The sequence below is a fragment of the Streptomyces sp. ME19-01-6 genome (assembly GCF_033793745.1).
Taxonomy (GTDB): domain Bacteria; phylum Actinomycetota; class Actinomycetes; order Streptomycetales; family Streptomycetaceae; genus Streptomyces.
The window spans coordinates 242,387-263,665 of sequence record NZ_JARAXF010000012.1 but is presented as its reverse complement, the minus strand read 5'-3'; the positions used below and the strand labels follow the sequence as shown (position 1 = coordinate 263,665).

13 protein-coding genes and 4 pseudogenes are annotated in these 21,279 nt (G+C 69.3%); 12 read left to right on the top strand and 5 right to left on the bottom strand.

From position 1 onward, the window contains the following. Window positions 1-45 precede the first annotated feature (45 nt). From PV419_RS26600 to PV419_RS26585, 4 genes are all read right to left on the bottom strand, one after another. Window positions 46-3,498, bottom strand: a complete 3,453-nt coding sequence (locus PV419_RS26600; RefSeq protein ID WP_319693176.1) for a thioester reductase domain-containing protein — start codon at window positions 3,496-3,498, stop codon at window positions 46-48. After that, entirely contained in the window at window positions 3,495-3,920 is a 426-nt protein-coding gene (locus PV419_RS26595) for an acyl carrier protein (RefSeq protein WP_319693170.1), read from the bottom strand. Before PV419_RS26595 ends, PV419_RS26600 begins: the two co-directional genes overlap by 4 nt. 42 nt (window positions 3,921-3,962) lie before the next feature. Then, a complete protein-coding gene (locus PV419_RS26590) occupies window positions 3,963-4,808 on the bottom strand; it encodes a sugar phosphate isomerase/epimerase family protein (protein WP_319693165.1) in 846 nt (281 codons plus the stop codon). A gap of 381 nt (window positions 4,809-5,189) precedes the next feature. Beyond that, window positions 5,190-5,438, bottom strand: coding sequence for a hypothetical protein (locus tag PV419_RS26585; RefSeq protein ID WP_319693160.1), 249 nt, complete (start codon window positions 5,436-5,438; stop codon window positions 5,190-5,192). Window positions 5,439-6,374: 936 nt separating this feature from the next. Here PV419_RS26585 and PV419_RS26580 point away from each other — a divergent pair. From PV419_RS26580 to PV419_RS26540, 9 genes and pseudogenes are all read left to right on the top strand, one after another. Further along, a pseudogene (locus tag PV419_RS26580) lies at window positions 6,375-8,675 on the top strand (FdhF/YdeP family oxidoreductase). 82 nt (window positions 8,676-8,757) lie between these two features. Beyond that, window positions 8,758-9,153: pseudogene (locus tag PV419_RS26575) on the top strand (anthranilate synthase component I family protein); the annotation flags it as partial. 197 nt (window positions 9,154-9,350) lie between these two features. Continuing rightward, window positions 9,351-9,998, top strand: a pseudogene (locus PV419_RS26570) (chorismate-binding protein); the annotation flags it as partial. A 299-nt stretch (window positions 9,999-10,297) separates the two neighbouring features. Beyond that, window positions 10,298-12,058, top strand: a complete 1,761-nt coding sequence (locus tag PV419_RS26565) for a BCCT family transporter (protein WP_319693155.1) — start codon at window positions 10,298-10,300, stop codon at window positions 12,056-12,058. Between the two features lie 222 nt (window positions 12,059-12,280). Next, window positions 12,281-13,366 (top strand): S-(hydroxymethyl)mycothiol dehydrogenase, encoded by a 1,086-nt coding sequence (locus PV419_RS26560; RefSeq protein ID WP_319693151.1) that lies wholly within the window; start codon window positions 12,281-12,283, stop codon window positions 13,364-13,366. Beyond that, a complete protein-coding gene (locus PV419_RS26555; RefSeq protein ID WP_319693147.1) occupies window positions 13,366-13,995 on the top strand; it encodes an MBL fold metallo-hydrolase in 630 nt (209 codons plus the stop codon). Before PV419_RS26560 ends, PV419_RS26555 begins: the two co-directional genes overlap by 1 nt. 216 nt (window positions 13,996-14,211) lie before the next feature. Further along, window positions 14,212-14,574 (top strand): bifunctional 3-phenylpropionate/cinnamic acid dioxygenase ferredoxin subunit, encoded by a 363-nt coding sequence (locus PV419_RS26550; RefSeq protein ID WP_319693143.1) that lies wholly within the window; start codon window positions 14,212-14,214, stop codon window positions 14,572-14,574. Then, window positions 14,571-15,734: an NAD(P)/FAD-dependent oxidoreductase gene (locus PV419_RS26545; RefSeq protein WP_319693139.1), complete on the top strand. Its 1,164-nt coding sequence runs from the start codon at window positions 14,571-14,573 to the stop codon at window positions 15,732-15,734. Before PV419_RS26550 ends, PV419_RS26545 begins: the two co-directional genes overlap by 4 nt. A gap of 165 nt (window positions 15,735-15,899) precedes the next feature. Next, the gene (locus tag PV419_RS26540) at window positions 15,900-17,030 is read left to right on the top strand and encodes an aromatic ring-hydroxylating dioxygenase subunit alpha (RefSeq protein ID WP_319693136.1); all 1,131 of its coding nucleotides are present in this window, start codon (window positions 15,900-15,902) and stop codon (window positions 17,028-17,030) included. Between the two features lies 1 nt (window position 17,031). On the opposite strand, the gene PV419_RS26535 is transcribed toward PV419_RS26540, so the two are convergent. Next, the gene (locus PV419_RS26535) at window positions 17,032-17,778 is read right to left on the bottom strand and encodes an IclR family transcriptional regulator (protein ID WP_319693131.1); all 747 of its coding nucleotides are present in this window, start codon (window positions 17,776-17,778) and stop codon (window positions 17,032-17,034) included. Between the two features lie 201 nt (window positions 17,779-17,979). Between PV419_RS26535 and betA the strand changes: the two genes are divergently transcribed. The 3 genes and pseudogenes from betA to PV419_RS26520 all read left to right on the top strand — a co-directional run. Then, on the top strand, window positions 17,980-19,650 hold the full coding sequence (gene betA / locus PV419_RS26530) for a choline dehydrogenase (RefSeq protein ID WP_319693126.1): 1,671 nt from the start codon (window positions 17,980-17,982) through the stop codon (window positions 19,648-19,650). A gap of 3 nt (window positions 19,651-19,653) precedes the next feature. After that, window positions 19,654-20,490, top strand: a complete 837-nt coding sequence (locus tag PV419_RS26525) for a 5,10-methylenetetrahydrofolate reductase (protein ID WP_319693116.1) — start codon at window positions 19,654-19,656, stop codon at window positions 20,488-20,490. An 8-nt stretch (window positions 20,491-20,498) separates the two neighbouring features. Beyond that, window positions 20,499-21,206 (top strand): annotated as a pseudogene (locus PV419_RS26520) (alpha/beta fold hydrolase); the annotation flags it as partial. Window positions 21,207-21,279 lie beyond the last annotated feature (73 nt).

The following is a 21,279-nucleotide window of genomic DNA, read 5'->3' as shown; positions in this document are numbered from 1 at the left end:
GCCTTCGGCTGGTCCAAGCCCCGTTCATCGTCGTCCCGTCTGTCGTCACTGGGTTTTCCCGCCCTCCGCCTGTGCTGCTTGCCTCGGGTCCTGCGGTGGGCGGGCTTGCGCCGGTCCGGTCAACAGGCCCTGGAACGACGGGCGTTCGGAGAGGTACCGCAGGGTGTGCAGGGCCCGTGCGCCGTCCAGTCGCGGATCGAGACCGGCTGTGCGCAGCCAGTCCCGCCATTGGCCGCACTCGACCGACCAGCGGGGTGCGTCGACGCCGCTGTTCTCGTAAAGCGCCATGCTGGACAGCACCGGGTCGCCCGTGGCGAGCGCCCGCTCGGACACCAGTCGCACCCACTCCCCGACGGATACGCCGCGGGTCGCCATTCCCAACTCGGCAAGTTCCGCGAAGAGGTCCGGAAGCATGCCGTTGGACTCGCCCACCAGGTGGTAGGCCCGGCCCACCGAGGCGGGCCGCATGCCGAGTTCGACGATCGCCCGGGCCACCAGGTCGACGGGGGCGATCGCCAGCCGGTTGTCGTCCAGCGGATGTGCGCCGACGGCCAGGCAGGCGGCGACCATCCGCCACAGCATGTCCAGATCGTTGCACGCGCCGGTGGTGGTGGCGCCGGCGATGAGCCCGGGGCGGAACACCCGCACTCGCATGCCGTCGCGCTCCGCCTTCTCCAGCATCCGCTCGCTGACCCACTTGGATATCCCGTAGCCGCCGGACGCGGGGTCCAGAGGCTGCTCCCGGCGCTCCAGCAGCCGGTCTCCCGTGCCCAGTGCCCGGCCGCACGCTGCCAGGGTGGAGACATAGCTGATGTCCACGATCCCGTTGGCCCGCATCCAGCTGAGCAGGCCGTGGGTGGCCAGGGTGTTGGCCGCCCGCAGCACGGGGTACGGCTCGGTGAAGACGACGTGCGCCGCGCAGTGCAGCACATGGCCGATCCGACGGCCCAACTCGCCGTCCCGGTAAGTCCCGCAAACCTCGGCGATCTCACTCAGGTCGCCCGGCACTATGTACACCCGCCGCGGATCGGGCTCGGGAAGCCGGAAGCGCCGCGCCGCCTCACGCAGCCGCCTGCGGCCGTGAGCCTCGTCCCCGGCCCGTACCAGGCAGTAGACCCGGCCCTCGGTACCCCGTATCAACTCGTCCAGCAGGAACGCGCCGACGAATCCGGTCGCGCCGGTGAGCAGTACGTCCTGGCCCGGATCTCCCTGCCGCGGCCGCAGCGGTGGCAGCTCCCTGGCGAGGTCGGCGTCGATCAGGCCGCTGTCGGACGCGTTGTCCGTCCCGGGGCCGTCCTTCGCGGACCACCCGCGGATGGCATCGGCGACTCGTGTGACGGTGGCCTGACTGCCGCCGACCCGGTGCAGGTTCAGCAGCATTCCGTACCGGCTCTGCACTTCCAGCACCATGCGCAGCCCGAGCAGCGAGTTGCCGCCGAGCGTGCCGAATTCGTCGCGCAGGCCAATGCCGGTCACGCCGAACAGTTCTTCCCACAGAGTCAGCAGTTCGCCTTCCAGACCGCCTGGTCCGGGGCCCGTGGCCACGGGGGCGGGGGCGGGGGCGGGGGTGTGCAGTGTGATGCCGTCCAGGGCCGAGTAACGGTGGCGGGTGAATGGATAGGTGGGCAGTGCGACCCGGCGGCCGGTGCCGTCGTAGAGCGTCTTGTTCACGGGGACGCCGTGCAGCCAGGCGTCGGCGAGGGCGGCCGCCACCTGGTCGGTGGACACGTCCGCGCTGTCGGCATCGACGCGCAGCACATGCCGGTCGGGACCGGGGTCGGCGTCACCGACCACCAGAAGGTAGACGTCGGAAGGCAGTGGCGCGGGGATCGTGTCGCACTGCTCCGCCCGTCCACCGAGCCCCGCGAGCAGGGCCGGCAGCACCCGGCCGGCCCTCTCTTTGGGGGCCGTGACCGCCACCACGGCCTTGCGCGGCTGAGCGCGGACGGTGCGGGCCGCGGGTGGCCGGGGCAGTCGCAGGGCAGCGGCCAGCCGGTCGGGGGCGGCGGCCACCAGCCGCCGTTCAGCGAAGTCATGTCGGCCGCTGCGCAGGGTGTGGGCGATGTCGGCGGGCGCATAGCGGTCCTGGTCCAGTTCGTCGGCCAACCTGCGGGAGAGTTCGTCCAGTTCGGTACGGGTCCTGGCCGACAGCTGCAGCCGGATCACCGGTCGCGCAACGGCGGAGGGGCGGGTCGGGGGCGGCGGCGGGGCCAGCACGACCGCCGCGTTGGTGCCGCCCAGGCCCATCGAGTTCACCAGCACCTGCCGGTCCGGTTCGGTGCACCGCCGCAGTTCGGTGGGGATGTGGAACGGGCTGACGGCGAGCACTCCTGGATCGCGGGGGCGTTCGAACATCGGGTGGGGAACCAGATTGCCGGTGCGCACCACATGGACGGCCTTGATAAGACCGGCGATACCGGCCGCGGAACCGGCGTGCCCGATGTTCGCCTTGACCGTCCCGAGTGCGCAGTATTCGCTGCGCGAGGTCGTGGCCCGCAGTCCGTCGATGAGACCGCGCAGCTCCACTTGATCGCCGAGCGGGGTGCCCGAGCCGTGCGCCTCGACATAGCGCAGCTGGTCGGCGGTCACCTCGGCCACGCCGAGCGCGCCGGCCACCACGTCGGCCACGCCCGCGGGACTCGGCGCGGTGAATCCGGGCCGGGCGCCGCCGTCGTTGCCGACCGCACTGCCGCGGATCACCGCGAGGATGGGGTCGCCGTCGGCGAGGGCGTCGTTCAGCCGGCGCAGGACGACGACGCCGATGCCGGAGCCGGCCCCGGTGCCGGAGGAGCGGATGTCGAAGGCCCGACAGTAACCGTCCTCGGACAACACGCCGCCCGGCTGGTAGCGGTAGCCGGCGGGCGGGTGAGCCAGTCCGGTGCCACCGGCCATGGCGATGTCGCACTCCTCGGAGAGCAGGCTGATCACCGCGTAGTGCACCGCGGTCAGGGACGAGGAGCAGGCCGTCTGCACGGCCACCGACGGGCCGCGCAGTCCCAGTTTGTAGGCGACTCGTGCGGCCATATAGTCGGCGGAGCCACCGAGTTGCAAGGTCAGGTCGCCCAGCGCAGCGGTGCCGTGGGCGCGGGCCCGGGCGAACTGGAGCATGCTGGAGTACGAGCTGTGGCTGGACCCCGCGAACACGCCGATCCGCGGGCCGGCTTCGTCGTGGGGCGGATGGCCGGACCGCTCCAGGGCCTCCCAGCACGCTTCCAGAAATAATCGCTGCTGAGGATCGATGAGTTCGGCTTCCACCGGCGGATAGCCGAAGAACTCGGCGGCGAACCGCTCGGCGTCCGGGAGCGTTCCGGCGCGCGCGACGAAGTCGGCGGCGGCCGACATCTTGGGGTCCACCCCGGCGCGGTGCAGTTCCGCGTCTGGGATGTCGCGGATCGAGACCAGACCCTTGTCCAGGTTGTCCCATAACTCCTGCGGGGTCACGGCGTCCGGGAAGCGGCAGCCGATGCCCACCACCGCGATGGCGGTCTCGGTGTTCATCTGGCGGCGTATCCTTCCGGCTGTGCCTCGGGGCGCGTGGGTGCGGTGTCGCCGCGGCCTCGACGGCCGGCGCCGAGCAGTCGCCCGCGGCCGGTGGCCGCGGGCGGGGCCGGGCGGTTGTCCGTTTCGTAGTCGGGGTCGAGCAGCCTGGCCTGCATCAGGACGGTGTCATGGCGGAAGAGCTCGGCGACATCCAGTTCCCGGCCGGTGAGGTCGGCCAGTTCATCGGCGAGCATGACCAGCAGCATGGAACTGCCGCCGGCGTCGAAGAAACCAGTGTCCAGGGGTGCCGTGTCGATGCACAGCACGCTCTGCCACGCCTGTCGTACGAGTTGGACGGGGTCGGGCGAGGCCCCTGGTACGGCGACGGGCTGCCGTTCGGGTGTGGCTCCGCCGTCGGAATCGGCTGCGGTGTTCGGCATCAGGGCCTCCGGGAAGGGAACGGGATCGACGCTCGGGACCGTTCAGCCACGATCGGCGTCCCGTGCTTGACGCGCGGCGTCGAAGAGCCGCCTGGTGTCGGCCAGCGACCTGGCGACCTTGCCGTAGGCGTTCTCCGGGTCGGCGAACGGGCCCACCTCGACACCGATCCATTCGGCGCCGACAGCGAGGAGCTGCTCGGTGAAGGCGGGCAGGTCCGCTACGCCGTCTCCCGGTGGAAGGTGCTCGTGGTACTTGCCGTTGGAGTCGGAGAAGTCGACGCTGTTCACCCGGTGGGGCAGTCGGCCGACTTCGGCGGCGGGCACGCCCCGCACCACCAGATGCGACACGTCGATGTTGGCCTGCAGGCCCGGTGACGCCACGTCGTCCAGCAGCCGCACCAGCGCGTCCACGTCGGGGACGAAGGCACTGTCCAGCGGTTCGGGTTTGACGCTGAGCTGTACGCCGCGGGCTTGCGCATAGTCGGCGAGTCGGCGCAGTGAATCCACCAGGATCTGCCACTGCGCCTCCTCCGGCCACATGCTGCGCCAGATCCATTCGCCGAGCAGCATCTTCAGGACATGGCCACCGAGTTCGCGAGTGAGGTCGATATGGGCCTCGGTCCGCGAGAGGTTGAACTCCCGCACGACGTCACGGTGGTCGCCGAGGCCGAAGGCATGGCAGGCCGTCAGGGATATGGGCAAGCTCACCGCGTCCGCGTCGTCGCGGAGTTGCAGCAGCCGTTCGGGTTCGAGGTCCATCGCCTCTTCGACGATGCACAGCCATTCGGCTCCGGATTCCGCGGCGGCACGCCATGCGTCGCGGCCCTGGTATGCGGAACCGTAGAAGGCCTGGTCCACCAGGAGGCCAAGTCGGTGTTGATCGGTCATGGCTTCACTCCGCTCGTTGCTCGAGGCTTCCGCGGATCCGCCGGATTCACATCCCTGGATTTACGTCCACGGAATTCCGGGCCAGCCGAATTCGAGCGTGCGGAGACCGCGTCGAGCAGAGAGCATCGTCCACTCCGCGCCTACGCATGAGAAAGTCGCGTCGCTCGACACTTCACCGGCCGCTCGTAATCCAGGCCGTTCATCATTCGTAGGAACGTCAGTAACTGGCGGCGCTCAAATTCGAGTTCAGCACATAGGCGCGCTTGGCCATGGATGGATGACTTTCAGTGGATCTGTCAGGGTGGGCGCCACCACGGCCCGCTGTGGTCAATCGAGCGGCGGCCGGCACTACTCCCACTACATCGTCACCTGCGAACACGCTCATTCCCCCGCTGGAACGTCGATTTGACGGATCGGCATGTCGTGATCGAACATGTGAATGCTAGCATGAGGCCCCTTGGCGATCACCTGTATCGCGTAGGAACTCGACGTCCCCGTTCCCTCACCCTCGGTGAGCTGTGGAGGGGGCTTCAGGGCGATCGCGGGTTTTTCGGTGATTGCGGACGAGTAATTGCGGATGACGTCAAATGCGATCGGCCGATCTATCCAATGACGATCTGTCAGTGCCACCTCGCGTACGGCGGGGACGTGCGCGGTCGTAGCTGGGCGGTTCCCCGACGACCGGGCACGCGAGTGCCAGGAGCCTTTCTCAGGTGGTTCAGGAGAACCCGAGCTTCTTGGGGGAGTAGCTCACCGGCAGGTTCTTCGTCTGCTGGTGGCACACGGGTGGCAATCCGTTGACCAGCAGAGATTCCCTCAACGAGGCTAGGATCGGTTTCCTGGCCCGGGAATGGCCCGGATCTCTCCATCCATCATGGCGTCGCAGTCTCTGGGCAGCCGGGCCGCGCCGCTGATGGAGCGCGGCCGATCGAAGGGGGTCACGAACCAGTGGTCCGAGCGTGCGGCACGTCAGTGCAGTGGTGAGTCGTCATTTGACCGCGTGGTCGCGGCGGATCTTCCAAGGATCCGCGCTGTAGCCGTAGCCGTAGCCGTAGCCGTAGCCGTCCTGGCTGCCAGCTGGGCGACTGCGTCCTCGGAGAGAAGCTCGGTCACCACTTTGGTGTGCGGGCAGGTGCACCCGCCGGGGCGGAGTGCGGACCGCCCACCACCCACTCTCTTTCGGAGCCAGCCCCATCTGCTCAATGAGCAGCGGTGGGGCGATCGCCGGTCGCGGACATCTCCGGTCGCACTTCGACTCTGCTGCTGCCCTCCTCGTTGTCCAGGACTGGAAGGTCGTTCCGCCTGACCGGGCGCGCAGTCAATCGCGCATTCGGTGTCTACCGCGACGAGGGCGGTGTGTAAGCCGGGTGCCGCCTTGAATCGGCACAGCGGCGGCCTTGACAAGGGGGCTGAGGGTCGGGCTTCCTTAGGTTTGTTGCGCATCAAGATACTGTTGTGTAATTTGCAACAGACCTATCTTTGGTGGGGCGGCTCCCCGAACGGTGGCCGCGATGCCCGGCGATGGAATGGCTCTGTTTCCCCTATTACCGCGGAGTAGCGCTACAGATGACGCGCAAGCCACCTGCTGAGGACCCCGGTGACGCCCGACTGCGGGTCGGCCCGCCGAAGGAGTACGCCGCCGGCCTCCCCGCGGTTACCTCCTCGTTGCGGCACGCCGGCGAACAGATGGGGGCCCGTCGCAGCCTCCTCACTCTGCTCCGGGTCAATCAGAAGCAGGGCTTCGACTGTCCGGGCTGTGCCTGGCCCGAGCCCGACCACCGGCACAAGGCGGAGTTCTGTGAGAACGGTGCCAAGGCTGTGGCCGAGGAGGCCACCGTGCGCCGGGTGACCCCGGACTTCTTCGCCGAGCACGCCCTGGAGGATCTGCTTCCGCGCAGCGACTACTGGCTCGGGCAGCAGGGACGTCTCACCCACCCCATGTACCGCCCGCCCGGCGCCGACCGCTACCGGCCGATTTCCTGGGACGACGCGTTCGCCGTGATTGCCCGCGAACTCGACGCGCTCGACAATCCGGACCAGTCCGCCTTCTACACCTCTGGACGGGCGAGCAACGAGGCCGCGTTCCTCTACCAGCTCTTCGTGCGTGCCTTCGGTACCAACAACCTGCCGGACTGCTCCAACATGTGCCACGAGTCCAGCGGCTCGGCCCTTGTGGAGACCATCGGCATCGGCAAGGGCAGCGTCAGCCTGGAAGATCTCTACGAGGCCGATCTCATCCTCGTGGTGGGCCAGAACCCCGGCACCAACCACCCCCGGATGCTCTCCGCGCTGGAGAGGGCCAAGCAGCAGGGTGCCCGCGTCATCGCCGTCAACCCGTTGCCCGAGGCGGGACTGATCCGGTTCAAGAACCCACAGAAGCCTTCCGGTGTCATCGGCGGCGGCACCAAGCTGGCGGACCAATTCCTCCAGATCAGGCTGGGCGGCGACCAGGCGCTGTTCCAGGCTTTCAACCGCATGCTGCTGGAGGCGGAGGACGAGACGCCCGGCACCCTGGACGCCTCCTTCATCGAGCGGTACACGCATGGCTTCGAGGAGTTCGCCGAGCACGCCCGCATGGCGTCGTGGGACGAGATCCTTCAGGCCACCGGGTTGCCCGAGGCGGAGATCCGGGAAGCGTTCGCCCAGGTGCTGGCAGCCGAGAAGATCGTCGTCTGCTGGGCGATGGGGCTCACCCAGCACAAGCACTCCGTGCCCACCATCCGCGACGTCGTCAACTTCCTTCTGCTGCGCGGCAACATCGGTCGCCCCGGCGCCGGCCTCTGCCCGGTGCGCGGCCACTCCAATGTGCAGGGCGACCGCACGATGGGCATCTACGAGAAGCCGGACGACGCGTTCCTGGACGCGCTCGGCGCCGAGTTCGCGTTCACGCCCCCGCGGCGCCACGGGCACGACGCCGTGGACAGCATCCGCGCCATGCGCGACGGTGACGTACGGGTCTTCATCGCGCTGGGCGGCAACTTCGTCGCCGCGGCCCCCGACACCGACCTGACCGAGCAGGCGCTGCGCCGTTGCCGCCTCACCGTCCAGATCTCGACCAAGCTCAATCGCTCGCATGTCATCGCCGGGGAGTAGGCGCTCATCCTTCCGTGCCTCGGCCGTACCGAGGCCGACCTGCGGCCGGGCGGGCCCCAACTGGTCACGGTGGAGGACTCCATGGGCATGGTGCACCTCTCGCGAGGGCGGCTCGCACCCGCGTCCGAGCACCTGCTGAGCGAGGTCGCGATCATCTGCGGGATGGCAGCGGCCACCCTCGGGGAAACAGGTCCGCAGGTGCCGTGGGGCGACTTCGCGTCGGACTACGACCGCATCCGCGACCGCATCGAACGCGTGATCCCCGGCTTCGAGGACTTCAACACCCGGGTACGGCAGCCGGGCGGCTTCGCCCTGCCGCACCCGCCCCGCGACGAGCGCCGGTTCACGACCGCCACCGGCCTGGCCAACTTCACCGCCAACCCGCTGGAGAGCCCCAAGGTCCCGCCGGGCCGGCTGTTGCTGCAGACGCTCCGGTCCCACGACCAGTACAACACCACCGTCTACGGCCTGGACGACCGCTACCGCGGTGTCCACCAGGGCCGCCGGGTCCTCTTCCTGCACCCCGACGACCTCACCGAGCGCGGCCTCGCCGATGGGGACCTCGTCGACATCGTCAGCGAGTTCGGCGACGGCGTGGAGCGCAGGGCGCCCTCCTTCCGGACCGTGTCGTACCCGACGCCCCGAGGGTGCTGCGCCGCCTACTTCCCCGAGACCAACGTCCTCGTACCGCTGGACTCCACGGCGGTCATCAGCAACACACCCACGTCGAAGTCCGTCGTCGTCCGGCTGGAACCGCGGTCCGCCGACGCATAGCCCACTTCTGGCCCGGCGGGTGTGTAACGGCCCGCCGGCCGACCGTTCCCTGCCGGAGAGGCGGTGACCGATGATCGGCCCCCTGCACGACCATGTCCCGCTGGCCCGCTTCGGCGACCTCCTCGCCGCCGATCTCCGGGACGTGACCAGCGATCCCGCGGCCTTGGACTCCACCGGTTTGTGGGCCGTGGTCGCCGACTTCGAGGGGCGCCTGGTGTGCGCGCTTTTCGGGGACGTACGCCGTGCGCCCGTGCCCACCGCCGAGCTCGGGGCGTGGCGCGGCCCGGGCCCGGACGCCTGGACGTCCTCCCTCGACCGGGCCGCCTACATCGCCGGAGTCCGGCGCATCCGCGAGGACATCGCCGCCGGCGAGGTGTACCAGGCGAACCTGTGCCGGGTCCTGTCCGCGCCGCTGCCCGACCCGGGACGGGCGGACGCCGACGCCCTCACCGCGTTACTGGCCCGGGGCGCCCCGGCTTAGGGGTCCTTGCACTATGCCCGCCCGGGTCGCGCGGCCTGGCACCGCGCCTCGCCGCGTTGCCGAAACGCCCACGTGACTCCTCCCCCACTCTCGGCTTCGCTCGAGCGGGGGGACCCCCATCGAGGGCGCTCCGACGCCTTGCGATGCACGGCACCAGACCACGCGACTGATCGGGCGCTCATAGTGCAAGGACCCCTTACACCGGCACGGTCCGCCTCCCGGCGCACGGTGTGGAGATCGCCACGGCCTCGCCCGAGCTCTTCCTCCGCCGCGACGGCCGTACGGTGGAGTCGGGCCCCATCAAGGGCACCGGCCGGACCGCCGCGGACCTCTTGGAGAAGGACCACGCCGAGAACGTCATGATCGTCGACCTGGTCCGCAACGACCTGGGACGTGTGTGCGCCAGCGGCTCGGTGACCGTTCCCGACCTGTGCGCCGTCGAGGAGCACCCCGGCCTGGTGCACCTGGTGTCCACGCCGGATGGCCGGAGCTGCTCGCGGGAACCTTCCCGCCCGGCTCCGTCACGGGCGCCCCCAAGTCCAGTGCGCTGCGCATCATCGCAGCGCTGGAGACCGCGCCGCGCGGCCCGTACTGCGGTGGGGTCGGCTGGGTCGACGCCGACCGCTCCACGGCTCAACTCGCCGTCGGTATCCGCACGTTGGATCGACCGCACTGCTGTCGGCGGTCCGTCACTGCGCTTCGGCACCGGGGCGGGGATCACCTGGGGTTCCGACCCCGAGCGCGAGTGGGCCGAGACGCAGCTGAAAGCCCGGCGGTTGCTGACGGTGGCGTCGGGTGGGTATCGGCGCAGCCCCGGAACGCCCTCGCGCGCAGGCTCCTGACGGTCCTCCCTGACGGGTCTTGTCTTGCTGCCGTTCCCGGTGGCCGGTCGGTCGCGGTAGGACAACTCCGCACGTCCGACCCCTTGACAGCCTTCCCCCAGGCCCAGAGGGTTGTTTCCCATAGTGAATTCCCATGCGTTATCCGCAACGACGCACGTGGGCGGCCGTTCCGCCACTGCTTCTCTCGTCGTCCTCCCATCCGCTCCGGCGTGTCAGTCGGTCAGGCGGAATCGCCGACGAGTTCCCCTGTCGTCGTCCGCGACAACGACTCCACCGCCGTCTGTGGAAAGGACGAGTTGATGAACAATGCCCGCGAAAGAGACGGGAGCCGCAGCCATCCCGTCGACGCGGATCTGCCAGGAAGCCCAGCAGTATCCGCCGGTCCTGGGACCGACCTGGTCGTCTTCGGTGTCGCCGCGGCCCTCACCCTCGCCTTCGTCGTGTGGGGAGCCACCGCGACCGACTCGCTGGAGAGCCTGTCCGGCAAGCTCCTCGACGGGACCATCCGAAACGGTGGCTGGGCCTTCGTCCTCGCCGCCTCGGGCTTCGTGGTCTTCGCCCTGTGGCTCGCCATGAGCCGTTACGGGCGGATCACCCTCGGCGAGGAGGGGGAGCGGCCCGAGTTCCGCACGGTCTCGTGGATAGCCATGATGTTCAGCGCGGGCATGGGCATCGGCCTGATGTTCTACGGCGTGAGCGAACCGCTGTCGCACTTCGTCACACCGCCGCCGGGCACCAACCCTGCCGACGCCCACGAGGCCATGGAGACCGCCATGGCCACTACCCTCTTCCACTGGACGCTCCACCCGTGGGCGATGTACGCGGTGGTGGGGCTGGCCATCGCCTACAGCACCTTCAGGCGCGGCCGTCGGCAGCTGATCAGCGCCGTGTTCACCCCGCTGATCGGGGAGAGGCGGGCGAACGGCTGGGGTGGCCGGATCATCGACATTCTCGCCATCTTCGCCACCCTCTTCGGCTCCGCGGCCTCCCTGGGGCTCGGCGCCCTGCAGATCGGCAGCGGCTTCACCGGGCTGGGCTGGCTGGGATCCGTCGGCACCGGCCTGCTGGTCGTCGTGATCGCGGTGCTGACCGTCGCGTTCGTCGCCTCGGCCGTGTCCGGGATCGAGAAGGGCATCCAGTGGCTGTCCAACATCAACATGGTGCTGGCGGTGACCCTGGCGGTCTTCGTGTTCCTGGTCGGACCGACCATCTTCATCCTCGACCTGCTGCCCACCTCGATCGGCGCGTTCCTCGGCGACCTGGCCCAGATGGCCGGGCGTACCGAGGCGTCGAGCGGCGAGGGCGTCGCCGACTGGCTGGCCGGCTGGACGGTCTTCTACTGGGCCTGGTGGATCTCCTGGACGCCCTTCGTCGGCATGTTCATCGCGCGCATCAGCCGGGGCCGTACCATCCGGCAGTTCGTGGGAGGGGTCATCCTGGTGCCCAGCAGCGTCAGCCTGCTGTGGTTCGCCGTCTTCGGCGGCTCGGCGATGCACCTCCAGGACGAGAAGCGTCTCAGTGACGCCTCGACCGCCCAGGGCCAGCTCTTCGACGTGCTCCAGCAGTACCCGGTCGCCACGATCACGAGCGTGGTGGTGATGATCCTCGTCGGGATCTTCTTCGTCTCCGGCGCAGACGCCGCCTCGATCGTGATGGGCACGCTCTCGCAGCGCGGATCCCTGGAACCGACGCGGGGTGTCGTCGTCTTCTGGGGCGTGCTGACCGGAGCGGTCGCCGCGATCATGCTGCTCATTGGCGGCGGCAAGGGTGACGCGCTCACCGGCCTGCAGAACCTCACGATTCTTGCGGCGGCCCCCTTCACCCTGGTGATGGTCGGCCTGTGTATCGCGCTCACCCGAGATCTGCGCCAGGATCCGCTCATCATCCGCGGGCGCATCGGCAAGGAAGCCATCGAATCGGCCGTCATCGCCGGCCATGAGAAGTACGACGGCGACTTCGAACTCCGCATCGGTCCCTGCGCGCCCTCCGACGGCACGGAGGCCGACCACTCCCGGCAGTCCGCACAAACCACGCAGTCCACTTCCACCTCCGCTCCCTGAGAGCGGCCGGACCCGCGCCCGGCGGGGTCGTGGCACCGACTTGGTCGGTCACGGCCCCGCCGGGCGTTCGTGCTGCTCCGGCCGCGATCCCGGCCGGCTGCGGGAACCTCGTCGCGCTGCTTGACCCCCGGTCGGCGCTCAACGATGCTGTGTTGCGACACGTGAGATGTGTGCCGTAATGAGCAACATCTGTTTCAAGTCTCGACCAGCCGAGGAGTGGCCATGACGCACCAGGTCCGTGCTGTCGTCGCGCGGGGCAAGGGCGCCCCCGTCAGCCTGGAAACGATCATCGTGCCTGACCCGGGCCCGGGTGAGGCGCTGGTGAAGATCGAGGCCTGCGGGGTCTGCCACACCGATCTGCACTATCGCGAGGGCGGCATCAACGACGACTTCCCCTTCCTGCTGGGCCATGAGGCCGCGGGTGTCGTGGAGTCGGTGGGGGAGGGGGTCACCGATGTCGCGCCGGGCGACTTCGTGATCCTCAACTGGCGTGCGGTGTGCGGTCAGTGCCGGGCCTGTCTGCGCGGGGAGTCGTGGTACTGCTTCAACACCCACAACGCCAAGCAGAAGATGACCTTGCTCGACGGCACCGAGTTGTCGCCGGCGCTGGGTATCGGCGCCTTCGCGGAGAAGACGCTGGTCGCCTCCGGGCAGTGCACCAAGGTCGACCCGACCGCGTCGGCGGCCGCCGCCGGTCTGCTGGGGTGCGGCGTCATGGCGGGCATCGGCGCGGCCATCAACACCGGCAACGTCGGGCGAGGTGACTCGGTCGCCGTCATCGGCTGTGGCGGTGTCGGGGCCGCGGCGATCGCCGGGGCGAACCTGGCGGGGGCGGCCAAGGTCATCGCGGTCGACATCGACGACCGCAAGCTGGAGACCGCCGCGAAGCTGGGCGCGACCCACACCGTCAACTCAAAGAACGCCGACGCGGTGGGGGCGATCCGGGAGCTGACCGGCGGACACGGCGCCGACGTCGTCATCGAGGCGGTCGGCCGGCCGGAGACGTACAAGCAGGCGTTCTACGCCCGCGACCTCGCCGGCACGGTGGTCCTGGTCGGTGTGCCCACCCCGGAGATGAAGCTCGAACTGCCGCTGCTGGACGTCTTCGGCCGCGGCGGCTCCCTGAAGTCCTCCTGGTACGGCGACTGCCTGCCCTCCCGTGACTTCCCGATGCTCATCGACCTCTACCTCCAGGGCCGGCTCGACCTGGATGCCTTCGTCACGGAGACGATCGCGCTGGACGAGGTCGAGAAGGCCTTCGAGCGGATGCACCACGGCGACGTGCTGCGCTCGGTGGTGGTCCTGTGATGGCCGCCCGCATCGAACATCTCGTCACCTCGGGGACGTTCTCGCTGGACGGCGGCACCTGGGACGTCGACAACAACGTGTGGATCGTCGGCGACGACGGCGAGGCGATCGTCATCGACGCCGCGCACGACGCCGAGGCCATCGCCGAGGCCGTCGGCGACCGGCGCCTCATCGCGATCGTGTGCACCCACGCGCACAACGACCACATCGACGCCGCACCCGAACTCGCGGCGCGCACGGGCGCCCCGGTCCTGCTCCACCCGGACGACCTGCCGCTGTGGAAGCAGACCCACCCCGACCGGGCACCGGACGCCGAACTCACCCACGGCCAGGGCCTCTCGGTGGCCGGCGTCGAGCTGACCGTGCTGCATACGCCGGGCCACGCCCCCGGGGCGGTCTGCCTGTACGCCCCGGCCCTCACGGCGCTCTTCAGCGGCGACACGCTGTTCGCCGGCGGGCCAGGGGCGACAGGGCGGTCGTACAGCCACTTCCCGACCATCGTCGAGTCGATCCGGGACCGGCTGCTGACGCTGCCCGCAGACACCGTCGTGCACACCGGCCACGGGGACACGACCAGCATCGCCGCCGAGGCCCCGCACCTCCAGGAGTGGATCGACCGCGGCTTCTGACGCCCCCGGCGACCTGTTGAGCGCCCGCCCTCGGCTCGCGGCCACCGCGAGCCGATGTGGCGGGCTGCTGTTGTTCTATATGAGTTGAGTTTTTTATGGCGCAACGAAATGAACGGCCTCAGAGTGCCCTCTGGATGCCTTGACAAGGGTTCAGGGCGACCTCAGACTGATGTTGCGCTTACCGCAATCCGTTTCGCTATACGCACCCGAGGTGTCATGATGATTCCCGCGTGCCGTCTTGAGGATCTCCCCCAGGGCGAGGCTCACCGGCTCGACATCGATCCGCCGGTGTCGGTGTTCCACACCGACGACGGCGAACTCTTCGCCATCGACGACACCTGCACCCACCAGGACGCGTCGCTCGCCGACGGCTGGCTGGAGGGCTGCGAGGTGGAATGCCCGCTGCATGCTTCCAAGTTCGACCTGAGGACCGGTGCGGTCGACGCCCCGCCGGCCAAGCTCCCGGTCCGGACGCACGAGGTCCACGTCGAGGACGGCATGATCTACGTCCGTCTGTCCACCGACGCGCCCAACCTGCCGCCCTGCATCTCGGCCCGGCTCGCCGGGGGTCCCGCGTGAGGACGGTCGCCGTGGTCGGCGCCTCGCTGGCCGGACTGTCGGCGGCGCGCTCACTGCGCAAGCAGGGCTACGACGGCCGGCTGGTCGTCATCGGAGACGAACTCCACCGCCCGTACGACAGGCCCCCGCTGTCCAAGGGGTTCCTGGCCGGCACACTCGGCGAGGCCGAACTCGCCTTGGAGGCTGATGGCGAGGACCTCCGGGCGGAGTGGCTGCTCGGCGTCCGTGCCGCCGGACTCGACCACGCGGCGCGCACCCTGCGGCTCGCCGACGGACGGAAGGTGCAGGCCGACGGCATCGTCATCGCGACGGGCGCCGCGGCACGCACGCTGCCCGGCTCCGAGGGGCTGGCCGGAGTGCACACCCTGCGCACCCTGGACGACGCCCGCGCCCTGCGGGACGAACTGTCCCGCGGGGGACGGCTGGTGGTGATCGGCGGAGGCTTCGTCGGAGCCGAGGTCGCCTCCACCGCGTACGCCCTCGGCCTCGACGTGACCGTTGTCGAGGCCGCCCCGACACCGCTCGCCGGACCGCTCGGCGAGACCATGGGCGCCATCGTCTCCGCCCTCCACACCGACCACGGCGTACGGCTGGAGTGCGGTGTGGGCGTCAAGGGGCTGAGCGGGGAGACCCGCGTCGACGCCGTCCTGCTGGAGGACGGCCGCAGCATCCCCGCCGACATCGTCGTCGTTGGTGTGGGCGCACGCCCGTGCGTCGAGTGGCTGGAAGGCTCGGGCATCGCCCTCGACAACGGCGTCAAGTGCGGCATGGACGGCCGCACCAGCCTGGCCGGCGTGGTCGCGGTCGGCGACTGCGCCAACTGGTACGACCCGCGCGTGGGTCACCATCGCCGCGTCGAGCACTGGACCGGCGCGCGGGAACGGCCCGACGCCGCGGTCGCCACCCTGCTGGCGGGCGGTGCGGTGGAACCGGGTGTGCCCCGGCCGCCGTACTTCTGGTCCGACCAGTACGGCGTGAAGATCCAGTTCGCGGGTCACGCGGTCGGCGCGGACACCGTCACCGTCGAGGCAGGCACCACGGACGACCGCGACGTCCTGGCCGTCTACCGGCGGGCCGGGAACCTGGTCGCGGTGCTCGGGATGAACCAGCCGCGGCTGTTCACGCGCTGGCGCAAGCAACTCCTCGCCACCGCATCCTGACGCCGCCCGCATTCCGACGCCGCCCGCATCTTGACACCGCCCCAGCGGCATCCCATGCTGCGGTTGCACATAGCACGCAATGTTGCTCTATACACAACGCCGTCCGAAGTCGCTCTTCCCGGCGCGTGAATGACCCCTCCACGACGTTCTCCCGAGGAGTGCACCGTGACCTCGACCAGCCTGCCGGACAGCCTGATCGCCACCCTCCCCGGCTCCTCCTACACGGACCCGGAGTTCTTCGCCCAGGAACAGGAGCACATATTCGAGACCATGTGGTTCTGCGTCGCGCGCGCCTCCGAGCTGGTGAAGCCCGGAGCCTTCCGCACCGTCGACGTGGGCCGCGAGAGCATCCTCGTCACCCGAGCCCGGGACAACTCCATCCGCGCCTACTTCAACGTGTGCCGGCACCGCGGCGCCAAGCTCTGCACCGAGGAGACCGGCGAGGTCAAGCGGGCCTTCCAGTGCCCGTACCACGCCTGGACGTACGACCTGAACGGCAAGCTCGTCGCGGCGCCCAACCTCACCAGGATGCCCGACGTGGGCCGTACCGAGTATGGACTGGTGAGCATGGCCGTGCGCGAGTGGCTCGGCTATGTGTGGGTCTGCCTCGCGGAGAACCCGCCCTCCTTCGAGGAGGACGTCATCGGTGAGATCGTCGCCCGCCTCGGCGACGTCGAGTCGATCGAGCGCTACGACATCGACAACCTCTCCGTCGGCAAGCGGATCGTCTACGACGTGAAGGCGAACTGGAAGCTCATCATCGAGAACTTCATGGAGTGCTACCACTGCGCCACGATCCACCCCGAACTCACCGAGGTGCTCCCGGAGTTCGCGGACGGCTACGCCGCCCAGTACTACGTCGGCCACGGCGCGGAGTTCGGTGACGAGGTCCAGGGCTTCACGGTCGACGGCTCGCAGGGGCTGGACCGGATCCCCGGGGTCGCCGACGACCAGGACCGCCGCTACTACGCGATCACCGTCAAACCCCAGGTCTTCATCAACCTCGTCCCCGACCACGTGATCTTCCACCGGATGTACCCGGTGTCCGTGGACCGCACGGTCGTCGAGTGTGACTGGCTGTACCTCCCGCACGTCGTCGAGAGCGGCAAGGACGTCAGTCGGTCCGTGGAACTCTTCCACCGGGTCAACCAGCAGGACTTCGACGCCTGCGAGCGCACCCAGCCCGGAATGAGTTCGCGGATGTATGCCAAGGGTGGCGTGCTGGTGCCCAGCGAGCACCACATCGGCGCCTTCCACGACTGGGTGAACGAGCGCCTGGGCGCGCCTCGGGCCTGACTCAGCCCAGGTAGCCCATCCGGTGGCTGATCTCCTGGGCGCCCTTGAGTAGCACCGGGGAGAGCTCGTGCAGACGCTCCTCGGTGAGCCGGTAGCCGGGCCCGGAGGCGCTGAGCGCCGCGATGACGTCGCCGTCCCGGTTGCGGACCGGTGCGGCCATCGCGTGCAGACCGACCTCCAGTTCCTCCAGCGTGAAGGCGTAGCCACGCTCCCGCGCCTCGGCGAGGTTCTTCTCGAGCTTCGTCTTGGCGGTGATGGTGCGCGGGGTGACCTTCTGCATGCCCACGGAGGACAGCAGCGAGGCGCGCTCCTTGGCGGGCAGATGCGCCAGCAGGATCTTGCCGCTGGAGGTGGCGTGCAGGGGGGTCAGCTGGCCGACCCAGTTGTGAGCGGTGATGGCTCCTGGACCGCGCACCTGGTACAGGTTGATCGCGTAGTGCTCCTGCATGACGGCGATGTTCACGGTCTCACCGAGCTCCTCGGCGAGACGTTCGCAGACCGGCCGGCCCTGCTGGGTGATGTCGATGCGGCTGGTGACGGCGCCGGCCAGGCGGACGACGCCGAAGCCGAGCCGGTACTTGCCGCGCTCGCCGGCCTGCTCCACCAGACCGCGCGCCTCCAGCGCGCCGAGCAGCCGGAAGGCAGTCGACTTGTGCACCTCGATCTCGCCCGCCACCTCGCTGACGCCCGCCTCGCCACGCTGAGCGAGGATCTCCAGGACGCTAATGGCGCGGTCCACCGACTGCACACCGCCAGCATGTGAATTCGACGTTTCCGTGTCAGGGCTGTAGTTGCTCACAGTGAGACTATACGCGTAGTAAACAACGTCACTGCAGATAACGTTGTCGAAATCAAAATCCTGAAGTTGCGCTGTTCGCAACCTGGTGCGTATGACGCGACCGGGTTTAGCATGCCTCGCATATCTACGGCGCGAGCGAGACGAGGCACCATGGCTCCTGTGCAATACGACTTCGTCATCGTCGGTGGCGGTTCGGCCGGCAGTGCGCTGGCGAACCGGCTCTCCGCGGACCCGGCCAACCGGGTGCTGGTCCTGGAGGCCGGCCGGTCGGACTATCCGTGGGATGTTTTCATCCACATGCCCGCGGCGCTGACCTACCCCATCGGCAGCCGGTTCTACGACTGGAAGTACGAGTCCGAGCCCGAGCCCCACATGGGCGGCCGGCGTGTCTATCACGCGCGCGGCAAGGTGCTGGGTGGCTCCAGCAGCATCAACGGCATGATCTTCCAGCGTGGCAACCCCATGGACTACGAGCGCTGGGCCGCCGATCCCGGCATGGAGACCTGGGACTACGCGCACTGTCTGCCCTACTTCCGGCGCATGGAGAACTGTCTGGCGGCCGATCCGGACGACGAGTTCCGCGGCCACGACGGCCCCCTCGTCCTCGAACGAGGCCCGGCGTCCAACCCTCTCTTCGCCGCCTTCCTCAAGGCCACGCGGGAAGCGGGTTACGCGCCCACGGACGACGTCAACGGCTACCGGCAGGAAGGTTTCGCCAAGTTTGACCGGAATGTCCATCGCGGACGCCGGCTCTCGGCGTCGAAGGCGTATCTCAAGCCCGCGATGAAGCGGCCGAACCTCACTGTCAGGACCCGCTCCCTGGTCACCCGCGTCCTGTTCGAGGGCAAGCGCGCCGTGGGTGTCGAGTACCAGCGCGGCCGCGGCGCGCTCCAGCAGGTCCGCGCCAAAGAGGTCATCCTGTGCGGCGGCGCCATCAACTCCCCGCAGCTGCTGCAGCTCTCCGGCGTCGGCAACGCCGAGGAACTGCGCGCGCTCGGCATCGATGTCGTCCACGACCTGCCGGGCGTCGGCGAGAACATGCAGGACCACTTGGAGGTGTACATCCAGTACGCCTGCAAGCAACCCGTCTCCATGCAACCGTACCTGGCGAAGTGGCGGGCCCCCTTCATCGGCCTGCAGTGGCTGTTCCGCAAGGGCCCGGCCGCGACCAACCACTTCGAGGCCGGCGGCTTCGCCCGCAGCAACGAGGACGTGGACTACCCCAACCTGATGTTCCACTTCCTGCCCATCGCGGTCCGTTACGACGGCTCCGTGCCCGCCGGCGGCCACGGTTACCAGGTGCACGTCGGGCCCATGTACTCCGACGCCATCGGCTCGGTGAAGATCAAGAGCAGGGACCCGCGCGAGCACCCGGCACTGCGGTTCAACTACCTCTCCACCGAGCAGGACCGCCGCGAGTGGGTCGAGGCGATCCGGGTGGCCCGCAAGCTCCTCAACCAGCCCGCGCTCGCCCCCTACAACGACGGCGAGGTCTCTCCCGGCCCGTCCGTGGAGTCGGACGAGGAGATCCTCGCGTGGGTGGCCAAGGACGGCGAGACGGCCCTGCACCCATCCTGCACCTGCAAGATGGGCACCGACGAGATGTCCGTCGTCGACCCCACGAGCATGCGGGTGCACGGCGTGGAGGGCCTTCGGGTCGTCGACGCGTCCGTGATGCCGTACGTCACCAACGGCAACATCTACGCCCCGGTGATGATGGTCGCCGAGAAGGCCGCCGACCTGATCCTCGGCAAGGAGTCGCTCGCGCCGTCGAAGGCCGCGTACTACCGCCACCGTCACGTCCAGAAGCAGGCGGAGTAGGAGTTGGGCGCCACAGGGCTCCGGGCGCTGTTGAACAGGGTCCGCTATGAGGTGCTGCCCGCGAAGACGACCGAAAACAAGGTCCTCGCCCATGTCCCGCGCGACGTCGTCGTCACCGTGACGGCGTCGCCGGTCAAGGGCCTGGAGCCGACCCTCGACCTCGCTGGCCGGCTTGCGTCGCACGGCTACCGTGTCGTCCCGCACGTGCCGGCGCGGCTGCTGCGGGACGACGTACACCTGAAGGAGGTCACGGCCCGGCTCCGCGAGTCCGGCGTGGACGACGTCTTCGTCCCCGCCGGCGACTCCGACCCGCCGGCGGGAGTCTACGACGGGGCCCTGCCGGTGCTGCGCGGGCTGAGCGAGCTGGGCAGACCCTTCGCCCGCGTCGGCGTCACCGGCTACCCCGAGAGCCATCCGCTCATCCACGACGACATCACCGTCCAGGCGATGTGGGACAAGCGCGAGCACGCCACGTACATCGTGAGCAACCTGTGCTTCGACCCGCGGGTGCTGGGGGAGTGGCTCGTTCGTATACGGCGCCGGGACGTCACCCTTCCGGTTCATGTGGGCGTCGCGGGGCCCGTGCAGCGGGCGAAGCTGCTGGCGATGGCCACGAAGATCGGGGTGGGGGAGTCGACGCGCTTCCTGACCAGGCACGCCTCGTGGTTCGTGCGTTTCGCGGCCCCCGGTGGCTATGTGCCCGAGCGGCTGCTGTCCCGCACGGAAGAGGCCCTCACCGCACCATCGGCGGGGGTGGTCGGGCTGCACCTGTTCACGTTCAACCAGATCGCCGAGACGGAGCGGTGGCGCCGCGCGCTGCTGGACCGGTTGGGCGGCTGAACCAGGAGTGGCGTGCCGTGGCCCGCTCGCTCGCCCGTGACCATCAGGTGTTCGTCTGGGACATGCCCGGCTATGGACATTCGGAGAAGGCCGCGGGGCAAGAGGTGTCCCTGGCCGCCCAGGGCCGCGTCTTCGCCGAACTCGTGGGCCACTGGGGCCTGGAGCAACCGCTCGTGGTCGCCCACGACTTCGGCGGTGCCGTCGCCTTGCGGGCGCACCTGCTGCACGGCGCCCGGTACCGGGCACTGGCCCTGGTGGACCCGGTCGCGCTGGCGCCGTGGGGCTCGCCGTTCTTCCGGCTGGTCCGCGAGAACGCCCACGTGTTCGAGCGGCTGCCGCCCGCGTTGCACGCAGCCCTGGTGCGTGAGTACGTCGCCTCCGCCAGCAGTCCCGGCCTGCATCCGGCTGTGCTGGACCGACTCGTCGAGCCCTGGCTGAACGACCCCGGCCAGGCCGCCTTCTACCGGCAGATCGCCCAGGCCGACCAGCGCCACACCGACGAGATCCAGGGCCGGTACGGCGAGATCGGCATCCCCGTGCTCGTCTGCTGGGGCGAGGACGACACCTGGATCCCGGTGGCGAAGGGGCGCGAGCTCGCCGCTCTCGTCCCCGGCGCGCGTTTCGAACCCCTCTCCGGCGCGGGCCACCTCGTCCAGGAGGACGCCCCCGCGGAGCTCACGGCCGAGCTCATCGCGTTTCTCCAGCAGCCCCCGTGACCTGGTCCGCTGCTCCCGGCGCCGTATACGACAAGGGCGGGACCGGAATCCGGTCCCGCCCTTGTCGTATACG

Coding starts and splice junctions, on each gene's coding strand:
- PV419_RS26565 (WP_319693155.1), top strand. CDS start 10,298: ATGAACAATGCCCGCGAAAGAGACGGGAGCCGCAGCCATCCCGTCGAC.
- betA (WP_319693126.1), top strand. CDS start 17,980: ATGGCTCCTGTGCAATACGACTTCGTCATCGTCGGTGGCGGTTCGGCC.
- PV419_RS26595 (WP_319693170.1), bottom strand. CDS start 3,920: ATGCCGAACACCGCAGCCGATTCCGACGGCGGAGCCACACCCGAACGG.
- PV419_RS26590 (WP_319693165.1), bottom strand. CDS start 4,808: ATGACCGATCAACACCGACTTGGCCTCCTGGTGGACCAGGCCTTCTAC.
- PV419_RS26555 (WP_319693147.1), top strand. CDS start 13,366: ATGGCCGCCCGCATCGAACATCTCGTCACCTCGGGGACGTTCTCGCTG.
- PV419_RS26550 (WP_319693143.1), top strand. CDS start 14,212: ATGATGATTCCCGCGTGCCGTCTTGAGGATCTCCCCCAGGGCGAGGCT.
- PV419_RS26600 (WP_319693176.1), bottom strand. CDS start 3,498: ATGAACACCGAGACCGCCATCGCGGTGGTGGGCATCGGCTGCCGCTTC.
- PV419_RS26560 (WP_319693151.1), top strand. CDS start 12,281: ATGACGCACCAGGTCCGTGCTGTCGTCGCGCGGGGCAAGGGCGCCCCC.